The following is a 21,253-nucleotide window of genomic DNA, read 5'->3' as shown; positions in this document are numbered from 1 at the left end:
GAGACAGTGGCGTGAGAATCGTTGAAATCCGCGAAAAAACCGTTCCGATCAGTTCCCCGATCCGGAACGCCTATATCGACTTCAGCAAAATGACCTTGAGTCTCGTCGCGGTCGTCACGGACGTCATTCGCGACGGCAAGCCGGTGATCGGCTACGGCTTCAACTCGAACGGCCGTTACGGCCAGGGCAAGCTGATGCGCGAGCGCTTCATCCCGCGCCTGCTCGAGGCCGCCCCTGCCTCGCTGGTCGACGACTCCGGCGACAACCTCGACCCCCACAAGATCTGGGCGACGATGTTCATCAACGAGAAGCCCGGTGGCCACGGTGAGCGGTCCGTCGCCATCGGCACGATCGACATGGCCGTCTGGGACGCGGTGGCGAAAATCGCGGGCAAACCGCTGTTTCAGCTCCTCGCGCAACGGTACGGCAATGGCGAGGCCAACCGCAAGATCTTCGTCTATGCGGCGGGCGGCTACTACTATCCGGGCCAGGACCACGAAAAGCTCAAGGATGAGATGCGCAGCTACATCGACCGGGGCTACACGGTCGTGAAGAAGAAAATCGGCGGTGCCTCGCTCGACGAAGACCTGCGACGCATCGACTCGATCCTCAGCGTGCTGCAGGACGGCCAGAAGCTCGCGGTCGATGCCAATGGCCGCTTCGACCTCGATACGGCGATCAGGTATGCGAAGGCCCTGTCGCAGTACGACCTGTTCTGGTACGAAGAGGCGGGCGACCCGCTCGACTTCGAGTTGCAGGCGACGCTGCGCAACTACTATGACAAGCCGATGGCAACTGGCGAAAACCTGTTCTCGATGCAGGATGCTCGCAACCTGATCCGCTACGGCGGCATGCGTCCCGATCGCGACTGGCTGCAATTCGATTGCGCGTTGAGCTACGGCCTCGTTGAATATCTGCGAACGCTCGACATGCTGCATCAGCATGGCTGGTCGCGCAGCCGTTGTATTCCCCACGGCGGGCACCAGATGTCGCTGAACATCGCGGCGGGCCTCGGACTTGGCGGCAACGAATCGTACCCGGACCTGTTCCAGCCATACGGCGGCTTCCCCGACGGCGTTCGTGTCGATAACGGATACATCACGATGCCGGAGCTGCCCGGCATCGGCTTCGAAGGCAAATCCGACCTCATCGCCGAGATGCGCAAGTTGGCTGAATAACGCGCGCGCGCAACGGCACCGACCAACATTCCCGGTTGAATGGTTCATACAAAGACGGAACGAAGCCGGCTCAATGCGGCCTTTCCACGCTACCGCGTGGGAGGGCCGCATTTTCCCTTTGAAGACGCCGTGCACAGGAGACAGACATGCCAGTATCGAAAGTAACAAGAGCACTTTCCAAGCTGTACGTTCAGGTCCTCATCGGGATCGTGGCCGGTGTCCTGCTCGGCCACTTCTACCCCGAGCTCGCCTCGCAGATGAAACCGCTGGGCGACCTGTTCATCAAGCTGATCCGGATGCTGCTTGCACCGATCATCTTTGCATCGGTCGTGGTCGGGATTGCGCGCATGAACGACCTTCATCAAGCGGGCCGGGTTGGCGTGAAAGCCCTCCTGTATTTCGAACTGGCGTCGACCATTGCGCTCATAGCGGGAATGGTGGTCGTCAATGTCATCAAACCCGGCAGCGGAATGAACATCGATCCCTCGCAGATCGATGCCGCTGCGATTTCGACCTACACGCACGCGGCGCAGCAACACGGCATGCTCGACTTCTTCATGAGCATCGTTCCGAATAGCATCGTCGGGGCATTCGCCAAAGGCGAGATGCTTCCCATCATTTTCTTTTCAGTCCTGCTCGCCATCTCGCTGGCAAAGCTCGGACCTCGTGCCGCGCCATTCGTCGACATGCTCGACATGTTCCTTCAAGGAATGTTCGGCGTCGTGCGAATCGTCATGTCCGTTGCTCCGATCGGCGCGTTCGGGGGCATGGCCTTCACCATCGGTAAATACGGCATCGGCACGTTGGCATCGTTCGGCGAGTTGATGCTTTGTCTGTATCTGACTTCGTTCTTCTTCGTGTTCGTCGTGCTCGGCCTCGTCATGAAAATGTGCGGGCTATCGCTGTGGAAGTTTCTCCGCTACATCAGGGACGAGATTCTGATTACGCTCGGCACGGCGTCGACGGAAGCGGTGTTGCCGCAGATGCTGATCAAGATGGAGGCGATGGGCTGCGCTCGCCCGGTGGTCGGCATGGTCTTGCCCACCGGCTACACGTTCAATGCCGACGGAACGGCGATCTATCTGACGATGGCGGCCTTGTTCATCGCCCAGGCGATGAACGTCCACCTGAGCATCTGGGACCAGTTGCTCGTGCTCGGCGTACTGCTGCTCACGTCGAAGGGCTCTGCGGGGGTGGCCGGGGCGGGATTCGTCGCACTGGCCGCGACGCTCGCCTCGATGCACAAGATTCCCGTGGGAGGCCTCGTGCTGCTGCTCGGCGTGGACCGCTTTCTCAACGAGGCGCGCGCAGTCACGAACCTGATCGGCAATGGCGTTGCCACCGTCGTCGTCGCTCGCTGGGAGGGGCAACTCGACAGGAACCTGGCGCGCGCGGTGCTGGATCGCGACAATACGCCTCACTTCCACACACCTGGTCCTGCCGCGCAACCGGCGATCCCGCCGGCACCGACGACCGAAGCCGCCGCGCTTCTCGACGGCTCGCCGAATCATCAATAGAACTGAACTTTTCCGGGTGGGTGCCGTTAATGCAGAGACACCTCACTCCACCGCATTCAGCATGAAACTGACCATCAAGTTCCGTCTTCTCGCCACACTCGCCTTGCTCGGGTTCCTGCTGACCGTGACCGGCGTGCTGGGGATCGCCGGCATGCGTGGTTCAAACCATGCCGTTGCGCAGGCGTACACGAACGACGTGGCTGCCGCAACCGCGCTCGGCAAGTCCAACCTGAACCTGACGGTAGTGCGTACCACGCTCGACCGCGTGCTGCTGCACCCGGAAGCAGCGGACAGAGCCGCGCTCATCGATAAGGCCCGCAACTATCTTGCGGTCTCCGACAAGGCCTGGAAAGAGTACCGCGCACTGCCCGTTTCCGAGGCCGAGGCGGCCTTGTCGAAGGCCGTGGCCGACGCCCGGGAAGCGATGCTGCATGGCGCACTCGAACCGATGATGGACGCGATGAGCCGTGGCGACCATGAAGCCGCCGACCACGATGCGATGGTCGTGATGCCACCGCTGTCGGCGGCTCTCACGCAGAAAACCGCGAATCTGGACAAGTTTCGCAACGAGCAGGGTAATGTGCGTTACAAGACGGCACAGGACCGCTATGACACCCTCGTGACAATTACCGGAATCGCGATCGCCGTCGGTCTTCTGACCTGCGTCACCTGCGGTTTCACGCTGCTTCGCGCAATCGCGCGCCCGATCGATATGACGGTGCGCCATGTCGAGCGACTCGCTCAGGGTGACATGTCGCAGCAATTGCGCTTCGACAGTGATGACGAAATGGGTCGCCTCGTCAGAAGCGTCGGGCAGATGCAGAAGGACATCGGCACGATGATCGAACAGATCGCGCGCGGCAGCGAGTCGATCGCATCCGCGACCCAGCAGATCTCGGCCGGCAACGCGGACCTGTCGGCGCGCACCGAGACGCAGGCGGCGTCCATCGAGGAAACGGCGGCGAGCATGGAGCAACTCACCAATGCCGTCACGGAGAACGCCGCGCACGCGCGTGAAGCGCGCGAGCTGGCCGACGCGACGAAGACGACGGCCGGTGCGGGTGCGGACGTGGTGCGTCAGGTCATCGCCGCGATGACCGACATTCACGACGGTGCGAAGAGGATGGGCGAGATCATTGGCGTGATCGAAGGCATCGCCTTTCAAACCAACATCCTTGCGTTGAATGCGGCTGTCGAGGCTGCTCGCGCCGGAGAGGAAGGACGTGGCTTTGCCGTCGTCGCTGGCGAGGTGCGCAATCTCGCCCAGCGCTCAGCGACAGCGGCGAAGGAAATCAAGGAGCTCATCGACGCGTCGACAGCCCGCGTCGCGGACGGTTCGCGCCTGGTCGGTCGGGCCGGTGAGACCATGGGCGAAGTACAGACGGCCGTCAGCCGCGTCACGTCGATCATGAGCGACATCGCGACGGCCTCGGCCGAACAGAGCGATGGCATCGAGGAAGTCAATCGGGCGATTACGCAGATGGACCAGATGTCGCAGCAAAATGCCGCGCTGGTCGAGCAGGCAGCCGCCGCGGCCGCGTCGCTGACCGAGCAGACCGGTCTGTTGACGAAGGCGGCGGGTCGATTTCGCTTTGCGTCCCTGTCCTGATGCGGCGCTATGGGCTCGCCTGCCGCTGCGGGCCTTAGCTGCGCGCGTCGCCGGAGGTCGTGGCGTCGGGCTCACCGGTAGGCGCTGCCTCGAGAAAGCCGCGCCCCATCTCAGCCTCGAAGCGCGAAGCGCTGCCCTCCCAGATGATGCGTGCATGTTCGAGCACGTAGACACGGTCCGCATGCGGCAGCGCAAACCTGACGTTCTGCTCGCCCAGCAGTACGGTAATGGGCGTGGACTTTTGCAGCGAATCCAGCGCTTTCGACAATTGCTCGAGAATCACGGGCGCGAGCCCCAGTGTCGGTTCGTCGAGAATCAGCAGCTTCGGCTGGGTCATCAGCGCGCGCGCGATCGCGAGCATTTGCTGCTCGCCGCCGGAAAGCGTGCGCGCGGTTTGGCCCTGGCGCGATTTGAGGATCGGAAAGAGATCGAACAGCCACGACAGCTGTTTGACGCGCACCGTATCGGCGAGATGATATCCGCCGAGTTCGAGATTCTCGCGTACCGTCATGTCGCCGAATAGCTCGCGCGTTTCCGGGCATTGCACGAGGCCGGCGCGCGAGATCGCGGCACCGCTGCTGCCGCGCAGATCGTGCCCGTCGAAGCGAATCGTCCCCTTGTACGGCACGAGGCCCGAGAGCGCGTTGAAAAGCGTCGTCTTGCCCGCGCCGTTCAGACCGACAACCGATACGAACTCGCCCTCGCGCACCTGCAGACTGACGTCGTCGAGTGCGCACGCCTTGTCGTAAAGCACACGCACACCGGTCACCTCGAGAATCGTGGGCCTGGCAATGCCCGCGGCTCCGGTGCGCTGGCGCAACTCCAGCTTGCTGCCCAGATAGACCCGGCGCACTGTCTCGTTCTGCATCACTTGTTCGGCGGTGCCCTCGGCGACATGCTCGCCAAGGTACATCGCGAGCACGCGGTCGGCGAGCGCGGACAGACTTTTGACGTTGTGATCGACCAGCAGCACCGCGCGGCCTTCGGCGCGAAAGCCGCGAATCAGCTCGGAAAACGCCTCCGATTCCGCCACCGTCAGTCCCGCGAACGGCTCGTCCACCAGCACGACCTGCGGGTCGCGCGCGATCGCTTTGGCCATCTCCATGCGGCGCAGATCCGCAAATGGCAGTGTCGCGGGATGCCGATGCATGACGGCGGCAAGGCCCACACGCGAGGCAATTTCCTGCGCGCGCTGGTGCACGTGCGGTTCGGCGGCCAGCTTGACGAGCGAATCAGGAAGCAGCGCGAGCTTGATGTGTTCCAGCACCGTCTGCCGATGGAGCGGCCGCGAATGCTGAAACACGATGCCCACGCCCGCGCGCGCGATCCGGTGCGGCGCCCAGCCGGCCATCTCCACGCCATTCACCTTGACCGACCCCGCGTTGGGCCGCTCGATGCCCATGATCAGCTTCATGACGGTCGACTTGCCCGAGCCGTTTGGTCCGATCAGGCCAAGAATCTCGCCGGGCCGGATGTCGAAGCCGATATCCTTCACGGCGACGAGACCGCCGAAGCGCTTGGTCAGTCCGCGTACGGAGAGCAGCGGCGTGTCGCTCATTGGCGCTCCCTCGCACGCAGCAGATTGCCGAGCAGACCGTCTGGAAAAAACAGCAGCGCCGCCAGTGCGACCGCCGCGACGACGAATGTGTTGAGCTGGCCGAGCGGGCGCAGAAACTCGCCGGCGACGATCAGGAAGATCGAGCCGAGCACCGCGCCGAGTATCGTGCGGCGTCCGCCGAGCACGGCCGCGATGATGATCTGTACTCCCACGCTGAGATCCACCACCGTGCTCACGGAGGCCGTGCCCTGGTAGAACACCAGCATCGCGCCGGCCACGCCGGAGAAAACGGCGCTGATGCAAAAGGCCACGAGCTTGTGTCGCGTGACATTGAAACCCAGCGCCTGCGCGCCGGTCGCGTCCTGGCCGCTTGCCTGCAGGATCAGACCGACTGCCGAACGCGACAGGCCGAACAGCAGGACGGCGCAAACGATCAGGAACGCGAGCGCGATCCAGTAGTTATGGTTGGCATCGACCGACATAACGTCCGGCACCATCATGCCGATCTCGCCGCCAGTTATGCCCGCAAAGATCACGATGGCGTTCTGCAGCAGCAGCACGGCCACGAGCGTAACCAGCCCGAAGTAAGGACCGCGCAACCGCAGCGCGGGCACCGCCAGCAGCAGGCCGCCCACCAGCGCGACGCCGCCGCCAGCGAGCACGCAAACGGGTATGGGCAGACCCCATCTGGCGTCGAGGATCGCGGCCGAATAGGCACCGAGTCCGATCAGGAACGTCGGCCCGAAGTTGACCTCGCCGGCAAAGCCGAACAACAGGTCCCACGACATGGCGAACACGCCGAAGTAATACGCAACCGTGAGCACGCCGAGGATGTAGCCCGAAAGCCACCACGGCAACGTCGCCGCCATCGCGACGAGCGCAACGGCGATCCATGCGCCACGCGAACGGAGAAGAACGGACATGGGGGTACGCTCCATTCGCACTGTTAGCGGCGTCCCAGGAAGCCCTGGGGTCTTACATACACCACGAGCACCAGCAGCAGCAACGCGGGCAGCGGCCGCAGGGTCGGCGCGATCAGATAGGCCGTAATGGTTTCCAGATAACCGACGACATACGCGGCCATCAGCGAACCGGACACGCTGCCGAGCCCGCCCAGCACCACAATGGAGAATGCGCTGGCCGTGAGCTGCCCCGCATTGTTGGTGCTCACGCCGAGGAACGAAGCGAGCAGCACGCCCGCGATACCGGCCAGCACCCCATAGATGCTCCACGCGAGAAGATAGATTCGGGAGAGTTCGAAACCGAGCAGCGTGAGACCACGAGGGTTCATCGAAGCCGCGAGCAGCGCCTTGCCTGCGCGCGTGCGGTTCACGAACAGCCACAACATGCCGATCACGGCCCAGCAGACCACCGCGATCATGATTTCGTTGAACGGCACGCGCACGCTGCCGACCATCGCCACACCGCTGATCAGCGGGCGCATCGTCACCGGGTTGTCGGTGAAGAGCCACGCCATGCCCTGCTGGATCATGATGCCCCACAGCAGCGTGCCGGTGAGCACGAAGATTTCCTTCTCTTCGCCGGGAATCGCGGCCGAGCGTTGAATGGGCCGCACCACCATCAGGTAGGTGACGAAGGCCGTCACGAGACCCGCCAACACGCCGAGCAGCGTGCCGAGATAGGTGCCAAGTCCCGCCTCGCCCGCGAGCATCCAGCCCATCAGCGCCGCGACCAGCATCACGCCGCCGTGCGCGAGATTCAAGATGCCGGAGACGCCGAAGATCAACGTGAAACCGATCGCGCCCAGCGCGTAGAGGGAACTGATCGCAAAGCCGTCGACGAGAATCTGCAGTAGCAACATGCCCGGCCTTTCATGTTGGTTAAGGTGTCGATGCGTGCGGTGTCCGGGCCTTCGCTACGCGCGGGTCCGGACAGTCGCGATCGTCGCGCTGCTAGTTCGCGCTTGCCTGCTGCACCTTCATGAAGGTCGGGAATTTGACCACGCCGTTGGCAATCGACTTGGGCCAGATCGCAACCTGCTTGCCGTTTTGCCATTGCAGGTCGATGCCCGTGATATAGCCGGGCCCGTACTTCAGCGCGTGCGTGAACTGATCGCTCTTGCCGTAGAACTGCCAGCGTCCGATCGTGCCCACGTAGTCGGTTTTCTCGAGTGCGTCGACCATCTGGTCCGGATCGGTCGAGCCCTTGTTGCGCTTGATCGCGTCCGCGAGGATGTAGACGAGGTCGTAGCTCGTGAAGCCGCAATACGCCGGAGAAACGCCGAACTTCTTCTGATACTCATCCGTAAAAGGTACCGTTTTCGGCGTGATCGCCACGCCCGGCGCCGCGGCCGAGGCCGTGATCACGCCTTCCGTCGCGCCGTTCGTGTCCTTCCAGAAGCTCGTGGTCGTGGCCTGCGAGCTTTGGCCCGACATCGGGATCGGCACCTGCTGGTCGTGCCATTGCACGGTCGGCTGCACGCCAACGTGGCTGATGCCGGTGGTGATCGTATCGGGGTGCTTCGCCTCGATCTGGTTGAAGATCGGCGTGAAGTCGGAAGTGTCAGGATTGAAGCGGATGTGATCGAGCACCTGAAGTCCCGCTTTGGGCAGGCATTCGAGGTAGCGTTCGTCGAGCGGCTTGGTCCACGCCGCGTCCTCGCTCATGACGACCGTCGTTTTCATCTTGAACTGGCCGACCAGAACGTCGTGTGAGAAGTCGCAGATGGACTGTGCGATGAACGCCGACGTCATCCAGCCGTGGAACGTGTACTTGTAGTGGTCGTAGTCGTCGTGAACGTGCTTCGAGATGTCGTTGCTAGCCGCGCCGGGAGTAATGAAGGGCATCTTCAGGCGTCCCGACCACGGCTCCATCGCGAGCGCCACTTCGCTGATGTAGCTGCCGATCACAGCGACTACCTTGTCCTGAGTCGCCGCGCGCTGGAAGGCGCGCACGCCGTCCGAAGCCGATGAATGGTCGTCGTACGCGACGATCTGGATGGGCCGGCCATCGACGCCACCGCTGGCGTTGATCTGGTCCGCGGCGAGTTGCGCCGCCTTGCTGATCGAAGCGCCCGCCACCGAGGATTCTTCGCTGATCACGCCGATCTTGATCGGCTCTGCCGCCGCATGGGCGCCTGCCGGCAGACCCAGGCCCGCCGCTACCATCCCCGTCGCGACGACGCAATGAAAGTTTCGCCACACACTGTTACTGGACATCATGCATCTCCGATTCGAAAGGATCGTTGAGCAACATTTGCCCGCCACATCGCAGCATTTGAAGAATGCGCACACAACAATATTCACGGGACTCGCGGCGCTCAATCGGTACAAACGATGACCGGGTCCCTACGGATTTCATGGTGCAGAGCGGAAAAAATTTTGCCGCCCGCGCTACCGGACGCGGTTTGTCCATGGTGAGAGCGATGGCTATGGACCGCGAGATTAGCGGCCTTCATCCTCTCGCTCATTCGTGATCCGAAGCATTGTGGCCGCATCGCTTTGCGGGGTTGGTGCGGCGGTTCAATGGACCAACCCGCGCCATGATCAGCCGAGGGCGGTCGCGGCGCGGAAACGGACCACGCGGCAAGCGTGCCTGCGTGCGGGTCCGAACACTACCCGGCAACCTTGCTTGCTGACACATGTACGTCATGCTAGGTTGCTGCAATTCCCGCTGCCGCATCTGGCATCTATTTTTCGCAACGCTGCGCGCGATCAAAAAAAAGCGGGGTGGGTTGCTCTGGACTCATCGTACGCATACGCCTTTCCCCTGGAGGAATTCAAGAGCCATGGCTTCAATGATCCAGCGGACGACCCTGTTCGCCTGCCTGCGCGCGGCTTGCGTCGCGGCTTGCCTGTCCATCGCCGCCCTTGGTGCCCATGCCGCGGATCTCGTGATCGCGGGCCGGGACGACATCTACGGCCGCGGACTCGCGCAGGCGGTGGACGGCTACAAGAAACAGCACCCGGGCGTCGATATCGAGTTGCTGAAGCTGCCGAACAACGACCTGTATCAGAAACTGAAGCTGTCATTACGCGAAAACACGCGCGCCTATGACCTGGTGATGATGGACGACACCTGGTCCCCCGAATTCATCGCCAACGGATGGCTTCAGCCGCTGCCCGCCACGCTCGCGGATGCCGACATGGTGACGTCCACGATCTCCCTCGGACGCACGTCGACGGGAACCTTGTACGCGATGCCGATCGTCGGCAATGTCGAGATGTTCGCTTATCGCAAGGATCTGCTCGCGAGTCGCGGCCTGCAGCCGCCGCGCAGTTGGGACGACGTGCTGAAGATCGCGCAGACCATCGGCACAGCCGACAAGGACGTCTCGGGTGTCGTGTTTCGCGGCGTGAAGGGTAACCCTGTCGTCACCGGTTTTCTGCCGATCCTTTGGGCCTATGGCGGAGATGTCGTCGACACCAACGGCAAGGTCACGATCGATTCGCCCGAAGCGCTGGCCGCGCTGAAGATGCTGCTCGCCCTGAAGAAGTGGGCGCCGAAGGACGTCGACGTATATGGCGCCGGTGAAGTGCGAGACGCCCTGCAAGGCGGCACGGCCGCGCAGGCCATCGAAGTGTGGCCCGCCTGGCTGCCCGCGCTCGACGATCCGGCGAAGTCGCGCGTCGTCGGCCAGGTCGCGCTGCAACCGCCGCCCGGTCAGGTCAAAGGGCCGGCGCCGATGCTCGGCATCTGGCAAATGGGTATTGCGAAAGATGCGGCACATGCGAAAGTGGCGGCGGATTTCCTCGCCTATCTGACTTCGTCGGCCACGCAAACACAACTGGCCGTGCTCGGCATTCCGCCGACGCGCAAGAGCGTCTTCGTCAATCCGACGCTCGTCAAGCAGTATCGCTGGTACCCGGACCAGCTGAAGGCGCTCGAAGCGGGCCGTGCGCGGCCTCGCGTGAAAGACTGGCAGCAGATCGAGGCGATTCTCGGCGACGCGTTGCAACTCGCGCTGACGGGGCAGGCCGCGCCCGACGCAGCCTTGCATCAGGCGGCGCAGAAGATCGCCCAGGCCAACGCCGCATTGCAGTGAAAGCGGCGGTGACAGCGCAGACAAGCGTGGGAGAGAGTCGATGAGCGGGTTGCGACGTTATCTGCCGCTGATCGTCCTGATGAGCCCAGCCGCGCTCGTGCTCGGCGTGCTGGCGCTCTACCCGATGGCGCGCGTGCTGATCGATTCGTTTTTCTCGGTGAATTACGCGTCGGGGCATCGCTCGTTCATCGGGCTCGCCAACTATCGATCGGTCATTGCGGACGGCGAGTTCGGCACGAGTTTCGTCAATACGATCCAGTTCATGAGCGTGGCCTCGCTCGCTGAAGTCCTGTTCGGCCTCGCGCTCGCGCTGCTGTTCGTGCGCGCGTTTCCGGGCCGGCGCATCGCCTTGCCGCTCGCCGTGCTGCCGATGATGCTCTCCACGCTCGTGTGCTCCGCCATCTGGCGCAATTGGCTCAATTACCGCGGCTTCCTGAATGCGCTGCTCACGGCGGCAGGTCTGCCGGCGGTGCCCTGGTTATCCGATCCGCACCTCGCGCTCTGGTCGCTGATGTTGGTCGATGTCTGGCAATGGACGCCGATGGCATTCCTGATCATTCTCGCGGGGCTGCAGTCGATTCCGCCGGAAATCGCCGAGGCGGCCCGCATCGACGGCGCGAACGAATGGCAGTGCCTGCGATACATCACGCTGCCGCTCGTTGCACCCCACGTCGCCCTCGCGATGCTGCTGCGCTCGATCGACACCTTCAAGCTGTTCGACAAGGTGTACGCATTGACGGGCGGCGGTCCGGGCAATGCCACGCAAACGCTGTCGACGTACATCTACGACACGGGTTTCCGGTTCTTCAACGTAGGACCCGCCAGCGCGGCTTCGGTACTGATGCTGCTCACGTGCGCGGTGCTGGTCTCGGGATACATATGGAAATCGGCCGTCAAGCGCGACCGTTGATGCCTCTCGCACGCTTGCAGGGTTTCGCGCGACGCTCGTCCGCTGCCGCGGTGCGAGGGCTGTTGCGGATCGCTGCGCTGGCGGTGTTGCTGCTGCCGTGCATCTGGATGGCTGGCGCGGCCTTCACGCCGACGCTGGAACGCCTCGCCCATCCGCTCGCGTTGTGGCCTTCGGCGCCCACGTTCGAGCATTTCGCGGCGGTGTGGGAAAGCGGCATGGCCCAGTCGGTGCTGAACTCCGTGTGGGTCGCGCCAGGCGCCACGTTGCTCGCGCTCGCGCTGGCTTTTCCGGCCGCTTATGCCCTCGCGCGGCTTGCATTTCCCGCGCGCCTCGATCTGCTGTTCCTGCTGCTCGTGCTGGCACTGAAGCTGATGCCGCCGATTACGGTGGCCGTACCGCTGTTTTCGCTGGCCAAGTGGCTCCATCTGCTCGATTCGCTGTTTGGGCTGATACTCGCCTATCAGCTGTACGCGCTGCCGATGGCGATCTGGATGTTGCTGCCGTTCGTGCGCGACGTGCCGATCGAATTCGAGGAGGCCGCGGCGCTCGACGGCGCGAACCTCGCGCAGCGCATCGTCTTCATCGTCGTGCCGCTGTGCGCGCCAGGTCTCGTTGCCACCGCCATCTTCGTGTTCATCATCGCGTGGAACGAGTTTCTGCTGGCGCTGTTGTTCGTCTCGTCGCCGAGTCATTTCACGCTGCCGCTCGCCATGGCGGGTTATGTGACCGAGAACGGCATCGACTGGGGTGAACTGATGAGCGCGGGGCTGATTTCGTCGGTGCCGACGCTTCTGCTCGCGGGCTATGTGCAGCGCTATCTGCTGCAGGGCTTTTCGGGCGGGTTGAAGTAGGGGCTCCGACTTCACGCCGCCGCTGCAGCAGACGCTTTGCTTATCCAGAGGTTTTCTTGCGCCCTGCCCTGACTGATCACACCGTTTCGCCGGCTGACTGGATGTCGGCCATCGATGGCAGCCGCTTGCTGTCCGCACTGACCTTGCCGGGCAGCCACGACACCTGCGCCTACACGATCGATGACCGGCTCGCGCGCACGCAGCATGCCACGCTCGACGATCAGTTGCACCATGGCGTGCGGGTCCTCGACATCCGCTGCCGCCATGTGCGTGATCGCTTCGCGATTCATCACGGCGGCATCTCGCTGGGCCTGACTTTCGACGATGTGGTGCGGACATGCGCTCAGTTTCTCGCGCTTCACCGCGGCGAATGTATCGTCATGTCCGTCAAGGACGAATGGCCCGCGCGCGACTGCGCCCGCGCATTTGCCGCGACCTTCGAATGGTATGTGGAAAAACATGCGGATGTGCGCTGGCACCTTGCTTCCGGGCGGCCGCTGCTGGAGGCGGTACGCGGGAGCATCGTGCTACTGCGGCGCTTCGCGAGTGAAGAGCCGCTCGGCATCGACCTGACAGTCTGGCCCGAGAACGCGACGTTCGATATCGACGTCGTGCCGGCGCCATTCACCATTCAGGACGAGTTTCGCGTGCCGGTGCCGACATCGATCGCTTACAAATGGCGCGCTATCGATTCACTGTTGAACCTCGCCCCCGCTCTGTGCGGCGAGCGGTGGGTCATCAACTTTTGCAGCGGCACGGGGATGGCGGCGGCGCCGGTCGTCGTGGCGTGTGGAGATACACGGCATCGCGGCATTCACGAGCAACTTGCGGAGCGACTCGCGGCTCGTCCGGAACCATGCGGCACGCTGATGCTCGACTTTTGCGACTGGCAGGACTGGCGCCTCGTTGATGCGTTGATCGACTGCAACTGGAGCCGATAAGGTTTCGCTGCGGGTATGACGTTGCCCGCGAACGTCAGCGTGGTTCCTTGTTTGCCTGAGGCTGCCGCGGTGGCGGCTTCGATTCTTGTCCGCGTTGCGCCGGTTCACGCGTACAGGCGTCCGGCGGCGTGACATACGGAACGTCGTCGCGGCAACACGCATAGATCGGAAACCCATACGCGTTCGTGCCGACGATGGTCGTTGGCCCGTGCAGCGGGCACACCGCCTTCATGGCGCCCCCTTGAAACTCATCGATCAATCGCTTCCATCTTACGCTCGCGTGCGAACGGTGTTCCATGTGCGCCTGCGTTGCCCTTCGAAATCCGGCCCCGTTCAACGCTGCCGACACGCATTCGCTATGCGTGCCGCGCCGCAGCGTTCGCCATTCTCTACAGCACGCGCCGCGGACGAGCGACGCTGCCTGGGCAGCCGCCCCCTCGCGCAGCGAGCCGGCCGGGCCCAGGCAGAAGTGTCTGACAGGGTCGACTGAATTGTCATTTTCTTGCATAACATGCAATGATGCATCCGGTGGTGCTCACTGCAGTGTCCTGTCATTTCGGTCATTTTCGTGACATTGTTGGGGTGCTCTGCGAAGCAATCGGAGAGCGCACTCATCATCGCTGGCCATTCGAGTCCCTCGTTCGGACGTTCAAACGTCGACTTAGCGCGACTACACCCCTGACAGCCGACCTTTCTGGATAGGGTATTCACCTAGCCCCTTCTTCTCAAAAATTTAACATTTCGAAGTTAGAATTAACCTTCTAAAATCAATTGTTATGTCATTTCATGACAGTTGAAGTAGAGGGCGAAGCATCCGGTCAGTGGCACGGCAGGATTGACGAGGGTTATGGCAACCGATCGGCCGCGACCCGATTATGGACACCGTGTCGTCATTCGACTGTTGAATACCGACGATCAGAAGTGCGATCCGGGCCGAACTGGTTTTGTGGTGTTTATTTAGTCTTACTTATAACACTTTTGCTCCAGAATCCTCTCCGACCGACATTCAGCATATTCATTGCGCATGTCGTCTCCGAGGCAAGCGGGGTTCGAAATCAATCGAGGGAGAAGCAATGAGAGACCTTTCGTCCGAAGTTTTGCTGAAATTCTGCCGAACGAATGCGTCGATTTTTCTTTCGCTCGCCGGCGAAGCGTTTGAAGGGCACAGAAACTCGCCGGCCTGAACCGGCAGGCGAGAAACACCATTCGGGGCATCTGGAATCGTTGAGCAGTGCGCCGGCGCGGCATATCGCCGCGAGCTGACGCACCCGGCTCCATTCGCGCAATACCACAAGCCTATAAAAACCCGCGCAGTTCAATCAATGCAGCAGCCGTTCCTCCCTCGACGCTGGAGGCGGCAGCGCATTGTGGCAAAACAATGGCGGGTATGCGAGACCGCCATTGGGTATTCACGATCCTCGCAGACGTTACGATCACGGATGGAAAGGATGACGAAACGAATCGTAGTAGTAACGGGCGGCATGGGCGGCCTGGGAGAAGCGATCAGTACGAAACTGCACGACGCAGGGTATGCGGTGGTAGTCACGCACTCGCCGAACAACACCGGTGCGGACAAATGGCTGGCCGGCATGGAAACTCAGGGCCGGAGCTTCCGCGCTTACCCGGTCGACGTGGCCGACTACGACTCATGCCAGCGTTGCGCGGACAAGATTCGGGCGGAGGTCGGCCCGGTCGACATCCTGGTCAACAACGCGGGGATCACCCAGGACATGACCCTCAGGAAGATGGACAAGGTGAACTGGGATGCGGTCATTCGCACGAACCTCGATTCGGTCTTCAACATGACCAAGCCGCTGTGCGAAGAGATGGTCGCACGAGGCTGGGGGCGCATCGTCAATATTTCGTCCGTCAACGGTTCAAAAGGCTCGGTCGGCCAGACCAACTACGCCGCGGCCAAGGCCGGCATGCACGGCTTCACCAAGTCGCTAGCACTGGAAGTGGCGCGCAAAGGGGTCACCGTCAACACGATTTCGCCGGGCTACCTGGCCACCAGGATGGTCACCGCGATTCCGCAGGAGATCCTCGATACGAAGGTCCTGCCGCATATCCCGATGGGCCGTCTCGGCAAGCCCGAGGAAGTCGCGGCGCTCGTGCTCTATCTCTGCTCGGACGATGCCGGCTTCGTGACCGGCTCCAATATCGCGATCAACGGTGGCCAGCACATGCAGTAACGCGACACACCGCGCCGGTACGCCCCGGAACATCGGACGAAGCGGCGTGAACCATTCACGCAACACCCCTGTGCTTCCATGAGAGGAACGTGTCATGAGTGAGACCTGGATGGGCCTGATCATTGGGGGCTCGGCCCTCGGCATCGCAATGCTGATGGTGATTGATCACTATCGCCGTGAGCGCAGACGGGCACGACTGCTACGACAGCTGGATCATCATGAGTGGTGGCATCAACCGCGCGGGCGAATGTAGGTGCATCGTCCGTGCCAATAACAAATCAGATACATCGAGAGGGCTGAAGAATGACACCGGAAACCACCGGACAACTAAAGGCCACAGGCCATCAGATTACGGTTCGTGCGAGGCGCGGCTGCATGCGGGTCGCCGCAGTGTGGCAGGTATTGATGCCGGTCGCAGATGCCATCGAGGAGGTACGGATTACGAGCAACCGTAAACGTGACGTCGAAGACATGACGATCGCGTTTGCCGACAGGCTCTCCGGATCGCTGCACACCGTTCTCAGGCAGTTCGAGACGATGCCGTGGGTGGCCGCCGCGGAGCTTTGCTGAACACCGGGGCCGTGCCGCTTGCAATGGGTCGCGTCGCCACGCGACCCCGCGCGCGTCATGCTACCTAGCCCGCCAGGTAGCTGGCGGGCGCGCGCGCCCCGCATGGGTTGTTTGGCACGAACCGGCCAATTGAAGCCGGACGTATACGACCGGACCCAGCCGGTCACCACCTGAGAGAAGTGGATGAAAACAACAATCAGGAAAGGGCCCCCGGACAGGGAGAGCCCCTATACACCCCTGACCGCTGGAGATGCGATTTCCCATCTCGAACGGATCCTGTCCTCCGATGGCGCGGATTCGTTGTTCAGCCGGACCTACTGGCGCGCGCGTGTTCAGCAGGTGAGCGCTACTCAAGGACTGACTCCGCAGCAGCAGGCAAGGCTCGTGAAATTGCTCGAGTCGCTCCCGCCCCCGGTCCCGAGCGAAGAATCGTGCTAGTCACTTTTCGACCTCGCTACATCGTGGAGATTCGGGCGCAACTCGATTGGCAGGCGGCTGCCGGCTCGGACAGCCAATCGCCAAGCCGCGGACGTACGCCGTCCGCGATGGATCAGAGCTGATCGTCGACATCCAGCAGCCGATCCTCCACCTGCAGGTCTTCGGCGCACTCTCCCCGCAAGGGCAACTCACCGCCTTCCGCTCGGAGTCGATCGCGGACCATTTGGCAGAGGCGTTCGCGCACGAGGATACGTTGTGCCGTGTCCATCTGCGCGTAACGCTGAATCTGCGAATCCGAAAAGTGGAGTGTGAGCACGCATCGCGCATCCAGCGTCGTGTCGCCATGTGACTCGACGACCCAGGAGGCCTGGATGAAGAACGTCCGGCCGTCGTCGTAGCTGCTGATCGCGGGCGCCTTCGGCGACTCGAATAGTGTGGAAAGAGCCAGTTCGATTTCTTCGACGCGCTGGTTCAGATCGATGTCTTTCATTGAAACTCCTCCTGTGGTCGAAGGCCCGGTTGCATGGCATCGGGCGTCGTCGTGACCGCGGGTTCGCTCGACGCTGCGCCCGAGTCGCCAGTTGGCACGACGGCGCTCGCGTGTCAGCACTATGCGTGCCGGCTTTGCGCCTGGCCCCGCCGAATTGATGAATCGATGAATACGCGAGCAAGAACTGTGTCCGGCTGCCGCTGGCCGCCCAATGAAGAGGCAGCGTGCTTCGGCTGAAGCCGTCGAAATCGCTGGCGCGTCCCGAAGTGGGCGCGCGGCTCGTGAAGCAAAGCGCGGACTACGACCGTGCCAGCGCGCGCTGGCCGGCATCGGCTGGGTGCCGCAGGAACGCAATATCTTCAAGTCGCTGACGGTCGAAGAGAACCTGACGGCGATCGCCGTGTCCGGTCCGTGGGATCTGGCTCGCATCTATCGGATGTTCCCGCGCCTGCAGGAGCGCCGCGCCAATATGGGCAACCAGCTCTCCGGCGGCGAGCAACAGATGTTGGCCATCGGCCGCGCGCTGATGCTCAATCCCAAGGTGCTGCTGCTCGACGAACCGCTCGAGGGCCTCGCGCCGATTATCGTGCAGGACCTGTCTCGGAGATCATCCGCGAAGGCCTCTCAGTGATTCTGGTCGAGCAGAACGCGCGCAAGGCGCTGGGCATCACGCACAACGCCGTGGTGCTCGAGCGCGGCTCGGTCGTTCATTCGAGTACGGCGGCCGAGTTGCTGGCCCAGGATCACAAGATCGATACCTTGCTGGCCGGGAAAACCAGCGTGCACGCCGGAGCACTCTCCCGCCAACCGGGCTACGCCGCGAAAGTCGCAACCGCCCTGTTGAACGCATCCGGTCTCGCGACATTCATCCCATGCGACGCACCGTCGATCGTTTCGCGTTCGGCAAACTCGATCCACCGTTCGAGCTTGTCGACCGTATTGCGGAACATACGGGGACTTTGCTGGCCGTCGATCAACAACGTACGGCACTTGATATCGCGCGCGGCTTCCGGCGTATAGGCGGGAAGCGGATCGAGCAACTGCTTTGGCAGCGTGAGCGCGTTGTCGAGCGCCATGCGACGAAAGCTCTCCGGGCTTTTGTTCCAGAACCCCGGCATGCTCACCGAGTCGACGAACATTGATAAGCCGGCGTCGAACTCGCCCCGCTCGATCAGTTCCGCGACCCGTGCGCGCAACACGTTGGTCGCCGGCGGCATGAACGCGGGCTGCCCCCTCGGTTCGGTTTGCAGCGGGCCGCCGGGATCGGCTAGCGTCAGCGTTTTCACGAGGCGCGGAAATTCGCGCGCGAGATGGAAAGCCACGCACCCACCCCGCGAGTGACCGACCAGATGAACGGGAGCAAGGTCGAGCGCCGTGATGAATCCGGCAATTTCCTCGACGTGCGCCTCCCAACTGAAGTCGCTGTGTCCAAATGCATCGATCTCGGGCCAGTAATGGCTCAAGCTCGGCGCGAAGCAGCGAAACCGGCCCGACAGGGAGGCCATCTGGGCGTCCCAATAGCGATAGTCGCAAAGCGAGCCGTGCACGAACACCATCGGCTCGCCGCGCCCGGACTCGACATACGGTATCGCAAGACTCGATGCGGTGGTCACAAACGATGGCGCGGCCGCGCCAAAGGCCGGGGCCAGAATCGATGGGCTGGTACGTGCATTCATCACAGGACTCCTTTGGCGCCACTATCGAGGGTGTGCTCGCAAAAGAAAATCGCATAATATTGATGGAATCGATCTACTTTTCTGATATCAACCATCATGGCAACGGAAATGAAAGCGCTCGATCTGGACGTGCTGTCCATGATCATCGCGGTCGCGGACGCCGGCACGATCAGTCGCGCGGCGCAGGTCGTGCATCGTTCGCAATCGGCGGTGAGCATGCAGATCAAGACGCTCGAGACGGCGCTCGGCAAGGCGCTTTTCGTGCGCAAGCCTCGCAGCGTGGTGCCGACGCAGGACGGCGAAATGCTGTTGACCTACGCGCGGCGGATGATCGCCCTGCGCGACGAAGCGTGGGCAGCGGTGGTACGGCCCGACGTGACCGGACGCGTGGTGATCGGCGTGCCTGACGACTATGCGACGTCACTGTTCCCGCCGATCCTCAAGAAATTCTCGGCGACCTATCCGAAGGCGGAGATTCAGGTAGTGGGCCTGCCAAGCGTCGCTCTCGAGCCCATGTTGAAGGACGGCACGGTCGATCTCGTCTGCGCGACGCGCGTGAAAGGATTGCACGGCGAGTTCCTGCGTCACGAACCGATGGTCTGGGCCGCCGCGCCAGGCGCGACCGAGATCTGGCGTGAAAGGCCCTTGCCGATCGCCGTGTTTTTGCCCGGCAGCGTCGCGCGGGAGAAAGCCATCCGGAGCCTGGAGCGCGCGCGCATCACCTATCGAACCTCGTATGAAAGTCCGAGTCTGCTGGGTCTGCTGACGATGGCCGAGGCCGGACTCGCGGTGACTCCTTTGGCCAAGTGCGCGGTACCGGCTCACTTCTCGCTGCTGGGAACCGCGAATGGCCTGCCGGAAATCGGCACACTTGAAGTCGTGCTGGCGCGAAGTGCCGCTTCGAAACGGCCTGTGTGCGATTTTCTCGCGGAACGCATTCTCGCCGACCTGAAGAATTGACCCGCAGATCGACGGTTGCGTATCACGCCGCGGCGGACAGTTCCGACGGAGCATACTTCGAGGTCGCGAGCGCTTCGGCGGGAACGGCAACGTGCGCGCGCCGCACCCGCGCGCCGCCGCGAAACAGTCCGCTCGTGCGCTCTCGTGCGCCGCAAAGACGTGGCGGTGCCAACGACCTCAGGACGACTCCCCCTCCTGGACCCCGCGCGACGCGCACATCCGCCACGAAGCCTTCGGCACGGCAGCGGTTTGCGCAACGTCGCGCCACCAGCGTTCGCCGCGATGCACCGCGGTCAGATCGAGCCGCTCGCCCATGCGCGGTGTCGACAGCGTGACGCCGCGCGCGAGCGCCAGCCCCGTCACCCTTTCGAACGGCTCCTGCCAGCGATGCATCGCGAGGTCGAAGGTGCCGTTATGGATCGGCACGAGCCAGCGGCCGCGCAGGTCGATATGCGCCTGCACGGTTTCTTCGGGCTGCATATGGACGTATGGCCACATCGCGTCGTACGCGCCGGTTTCGATCAACGTGACGTCGAATGGTCCGAGGCGCTCGCCGATCGCGCTGAAACCCTCGAAGTAACCGGTGTCGCCGCTGAAAAACACGCGCAAATCGTGATCGACGATCACCCACGACGCCCACAACGTCCGGTTGCCGTCGAACAGGCTGCGCCCGGAGAAGTGCTGCGCGGGCGTCGCGGTGAACTCGATGCCCTCGACCTCCGTGCCCTGCCACCAGTCGAACTGCCGAACCTTTGCCGCGTCGATACCCCATTCGATGAGCCGGTCGCCGACCCCAAGCGGCGTCAAAAACACCTCGGTACGCTGCGCCAGTATCAGCACGGTTTCGCGGTCGAGATGGTCGTAGTGATCGTGCGACAGGATCACGCCGCGCAGCGGCGGCAAATCGTCGAGTGAGATCGGCGGCGCATGAAAGCGCTTCGGACCGAGCTTGCGGAACGGAGACGCCCGCTCGGCGAACACGGGATCGGTCAGCCAGAACTTGCCGCGCAACTTCAGCAGCATCGTCGAATGACCGAGCCGGTACAGGCTGCGGTCGGGCGCCGCGTCGAGTTGCGCGCGCGTCAGCGTTTCGACCGGCAACGCGTCGGCCGGCACGGTGCCGCGCGGCTTGTTGAACAGCACCGTCCACGCGAGGCCGAGCGTTTTGCGCAGGCTTTCCGCCGGACGCGGCCTGACGTTGCGAAAGCGCTCGCCGTCATGCTGCGGCGACAGGCTGAACCTCGCGCGGCTGCGTTGTGCGGCGTTCACGCCGAGCATTCGGCGGACCAGGGCGGGAAGCGACGTCATGAAGTTGACCTTCCGAAGAAAATGTACACTCGGCAGTGTAGATTATCTTA

18 protein-coding genes and 1 pseudogene are annotated in these 21,253 nt (G+C 62.8%); 12 read left to right on the top strand and 7 right to left on the bottom strand.

Translation table 11 applies throughout. The annotated features are described in order from the left end of the window. Positions 1-11 precede the first annotated feature (11 nt). The 3 genes from OKW35_RS13275 (at position 12) to OKW35_RS13265 (ending at position 4,304) form a co-directional block, all read left to right on the top strand. Positions 12-1,178: a mandelate racemase/muconate lactonizing enzyme family protein gene (locus OKW35_RS13275; protein ID WP_184068557.1), complete on the top strand. Its 1,167-nt coding sequence runs from the start codon at positions 12-14 to the stop codon at positions 1,176-1,178. 146 nt (positions 1,179-1,324) lie between these two features. Continuing rightward, positions 1,325-2,695 carry a C4-dicarboxylate transporter DctA gene (gene dctA / locus OKW35_RS13270; RefSeq protein ID WP_429552257.1) on the top strand — a complete coding sequence of 457 codons (1,371 nt, stop codon included), beginning with the start codon at positions 1,325-1,327 and terminating at the stop codon, positions 2,693-2,695. A gap of 61 nt (positions 2,696-2,756) precedes the next feature. After that, entirely contained in the window at positions 2,757-4,304 is a 1,548-nt protein-coding gene (locus tag OKW35_RS13265; protein WP_429552256.1) for a methyl-accepting chemotaxis protein, read from the top strand. Positions 4,305-4,338: 34 nt separating this feature from the next. Here the strand turns inward: OKW35_RS13265 and OKW35_RS13260 are convergent, their stop codons facing one another. From OKW35_RS13260 to OKW35_RS13245, 4 genes are all read right to left on the bottom strand, one after another. Further along, positions 4,339-5,862, bottom strand: coding sequence for an ATP-binding cassette domain-containing protein (locus OKW35_RS13260; RefSeq protein ID WP_429552255.1), 1,524 nt, complete (start codon positions 5,860-5,862; stop codon positions 4,339-4,341). Further along, entirely contained in the window at positions 5,859-6,785 is a 927-nt protein-coding gene (locus tag OKW35_RS13255; RefSeq protein WP_187613388.1) for a branched-chain amino acid ABC transporter permease, read from the bottom strand. The genes OKW35_RS13260 and OKW35_RS13255 overlap by 4 nt, the downstream gene beginning before the upstream one ends. Before the next feature lie 23 nt (positions 6,786-6,808). Further along, positions 6,809-7,684, bottom strand: a complete 876-nt coding sequence (locus OKW35_RS13250; protein ID WP_184024029.1) for a branched-chain amino acid ABC transporter permease — start codon at positions 7,682-7,684, stop codon at positions 6,809-6,811. Positions 7,685-7,775: 91 nt separating this feature from the next. Next, positions 7,776-9,041: an ABC transporter substrate-binding protein gene (locus OKW35_RS13245; protein WP_429552778.1), complete on the bottom strand. Its 1,266-nt coding sequence runs from the start codon at positions 9,039-9,041 to the stop codon at positions 7,776-7,778. Positions 9,042-9,610: 569 nt separating this feature from the next. On the opposite strand from OKW35_RS13245, the gene OKW35_RS13240 reads away from it, so the two are divergent. From OKW35_RS13240 to OKW35_RS13210, 7 genes are all read left to right on the top strand, one after another. Then, positions 9,611-10,867: an ABC transporter substrate-binding protein gene (locus OKW35_RS13240; RefSeq protein WP_429487550.1), complete on the top strand. Its 1,257-nt coding sequence runs from the start codon at positions 9,611-9,613 to the stop codon at positions 10,865-10,867. A gap of 40 nt (positions 10,868-10,907) precedes the next feature. Further along, a complete protein-coding gene (locus tag OKW35_RS13235) occupies positions 10,908-11,777 on the top strand; it encodes a carbohydrate ABC transporter permease (protein ID WP_090810929.1) in 870 nt (289 codons plus the stop codon). Then, the gene (locus tag OKW35_RS13230; protein WP_184069600.1) at positions 11,777-12,628 is read left to right on the top strand and encodes a carbohydrate ABC transporter permease; all 852 of its coding nucleotides are present in this window, start codon (positions 11,777-11,779) and stop codon (positions 12,626-12,628) included. Before OKW35_RS13235 ends, OKW35_RS13230 begins: the two co-directional genes overlap by 1 nt. Positions 12,629-12,684: 56 nt before the next feature. Further along, entirely contained in the window at positions 12,685-13,569 is an 885-nt protein-coding gene (locus OKW35_RS13225) for a phosphatidylinositol-specific phospholipase C (protein ID WP_429552254.1), read from the top strand. Between the two features lie 1,448 nt (positions 13,570-15,017). Further along, positions 15,018-15,761, top strand: coding sequence for an acetoacetyl-CoA reductase (gene phbB, locus OKW35_RS13220; protein WP_429552253.1), 744 nt, complete (start codon positions 15,018-15,020; stop codon positions 15,759-15,761). 303 nt (positions 15,762-16,064) lie between these two features. Continuing rightward, positions 16,065-16,331, top strand: a complete 267-nt coding sequence (locus OKW35_RS13215; protein ID WP_187615616.1) for a hypothetical protein — start codon at positions 16,065-16,067, stop codon at positions 16,329-16,331. 183 nt (positions 16,332-16,514) lie between these two features. Beyond that, on the top strand, positions 16,515-16,769 hold the full coding sequence (locus tag OKW35_RS13210) for a hypothetical protein (RefSeq protein ID WP_260321441.1): 255 nt from the start codon (positions 16,515-16,517) through the stop codon (positions 16,767-16,769). A 112-nt stretch (positions 16,770-16,881) separates the two neighbouring features. On the opposite strand, the gene OKW35_RS13205 is transcribed toward OKW35_RS13210, so the two are convergent. Continuing rightward, positions 16,882-17,259: a DUF3022 domain-containing protein gene (locus OKW35_RS13205; RefSeq protein ID WP_018422505.1), complete on the bottom strand. Its 378-nt coding sequence runs from the start codon at positions 17,257-17,259 to the stop codon at positions 16,882-16,884. A gap of 298 nt (positions 17,260-17,557) precedes the next feature. Here OKW35_RS13205 and OKW35_RS13200 point away from each other — a divergent pair. After that, positions 17,558-18,027, top strand: a pseudogene (locus OKW35_RS13200) (ABC transporter ATP-binding protein); the annotation flags it as partial. A gap of 44 nt (positions 18,028-18,071) precedes the next feature. On the opposite strand, the gene OKW35_RS13195 reads toward OKW35_RS13200, so the two are convergent. Next, a complete protein-coding gene (locus OKW35_RS13195) occupies positions 18,072-18,935 on the bottom strand; it encodes an alpha/beta fold hydrolase (protein WP_429552252.1) in 864 nt (287 codons plus the stop codon). A gap of 108 nt (positions 18,936-19,043) precedes the next feature. On the opposite strand from OKW35_RS13195, the gene OKW35_RS13190 reads away from it, so the two are divergent. Beyond that, the gene (locus OKW35_RS13190; RefSeq protein WP_184044869.1) at positions 19,044-19,895 is read left to right on the top strand and encodes a LysR substrate-binding domain-containing protein; all 852 of its coding nucleotides are present in this window, start codon (positions 19,044-19,046) and stop codon (positions 19,893-19,895) included. A 177-nt stretch (positions 19,896-20,072) separates the two neighbouring features. Here OKW35_RS13190 and OKW35_RS13185 read toward each other — a convergent pair whose 3' ends face one another. After that, positions 20,073-21,203 carry an MBL fold metallo-hydrolase gene (locus OKW35_RS13185; RefSeq protein WP_429552251.1) on the bottom strand — a complete coding sequence of 377 codons (1,131 nt, stop codon included), beginning with the start codon at positions 21,201-21,203 and terminating at the stop codon, positions 20,073-20,075. Positions 21,204-21,253: the final 50 nt, after the last annotated feature.

This window comes from Paraburkholderia sp. MM5477-R1 (genome assembly GCF_050436385.1).
GTDB classification, from domain to species: Bacteria; Pseudomonadota; Gammaproteobacteria; order Burkholderiales; family Burkholderiaceae; genus Paraburkholderia; species Paraburkholderia tuberum.
The sequence above is the reverse complement of the archived record's forward strand: the minus strand, read 5'-3'. Positions and strand labels throughout refer to the sequence as shown.

What these genes read in the sequence shown, in the direction of transcription:
- OKW35_RS13230 (WP_184069600.1), top strand. Translation starts at nt 11,777, where the DNA reads ATGCCTCTCGCACGCTTGCAGGGTTTCGCGCGACGCTCGTCCGCTGCC.
- OKW35_RS13245 (WP_429552778.1), bottom strand. Translation starts at nt 9,041, where the DNA reads ATGTCCAGTAACAGTGTGTGGCGAAACTTTCATTGCGTCGTCGCGACG.
- OKW35_RS13190 (WP_184044869.1), top strand. Translation starts at nt 19,044, where the DNA reads ATGAAAGCGCTCGATCTGGACGTGCTGTCCATGATCATCGCGGTCGCG.
- dctA (WP_429552257.1), top strand. Translation starts at nt 1,325, where the DNA reads ATGCCAGTATCGAAAGTAACAAGAGCACTTTCCAAGCTGTACGTTCAG.
- OKW35_RS13185 (WP_429552251.1), bottom strand. Translation starts at nt 21,203, where the DNA reads ATGACGTCGCTTCCCGCCCTGGTCCGCCGAATGCTCGGCGTGAACGCC.
- OKW35_RS13215 (WP_187615616.1), top strand. Translation starts at nt 16,065, where the DNA reads ATGACACCGGAAACCACCGGACAACTAAAGGCCACAGGCCATCAGATT.
- OKW35_RS13205 (WP_018422505.1), bottom strand. Translation starts at nt 17,259, where the DNA reads ATGAAAGACATCGATCTGAACCAGCGCGTCGAAGAAATCGAACTGGCT.
- OKW35_RS13195 (WP_429552252.1), bottom strand. Translation starts at nt 18,935, where the DNA reads ATGAATGCACGTACCAGCCCATCGATTCTGGCCCCGGCCTTTGGCGCG.
- phbB (WP_429552253.1), top strand. Translation starts at nt 15,018, where the DNA reads ATGACGAAACGAATCGTAGTAGTAACGGGCGGCATGGGCGGCCTGGGA.
- OKW35_RS13240 (WP_429487550.1), top strand. Translation starts at nt 9,611, where the DNA reads ATGGCTTCAATGATCCAGCGGACGACCCTGTTCGCCTGCCTGCGCGCG.
- OKW35_RS13255 (WP_187613388.1), bottom strand. Translation starts at nt 6,785, where the DNA reads ATGTCCGTTCTTCTCCGTTCGCGTGGCGCATGGATCGCCGTTGCGCTC.
- OKW35_RS13250 (WP_184024029.1), bottom strand. Translation starts at nt 7,684, where the DNA reads ATGTTGCTACTGCAGATTCTCGTCGACGGCTTTGCGATCAGTTCCCTC.
- OKW35_RS13265 (WP_429552256.1), top strand. Translation starts at nt 2,757, where the DNA reads ATGAAACTGACCATCAAGTTCCGTCTTCTCGCCACACTCGCCTTGCTC.
- OKW35_RS13210 (WP_260321441.1), top strand. Translation starts at nt 16,515, where the DNA reads ATGAAAACAACAATCAGGAAAGGGCCCCCGGACAGGGAGAGCCCCTAT.
- OKW35_RS13260 (WP_429552255.1), bottom strand. Translation starts at nt 5,862, where the DNA reads ATGAGCGACACGCCGCTGCTCTCCGTACGCGGACTGACCAAGCGCTTC.
- OKW35_RS13235 (WP_090810929.1), top strand. Translation starts at nt 10,908, where the DNA reads ATGAGCGGGTTGCGACGTTATCTGCCGCTGATCGTCCTGATGAGCCCA.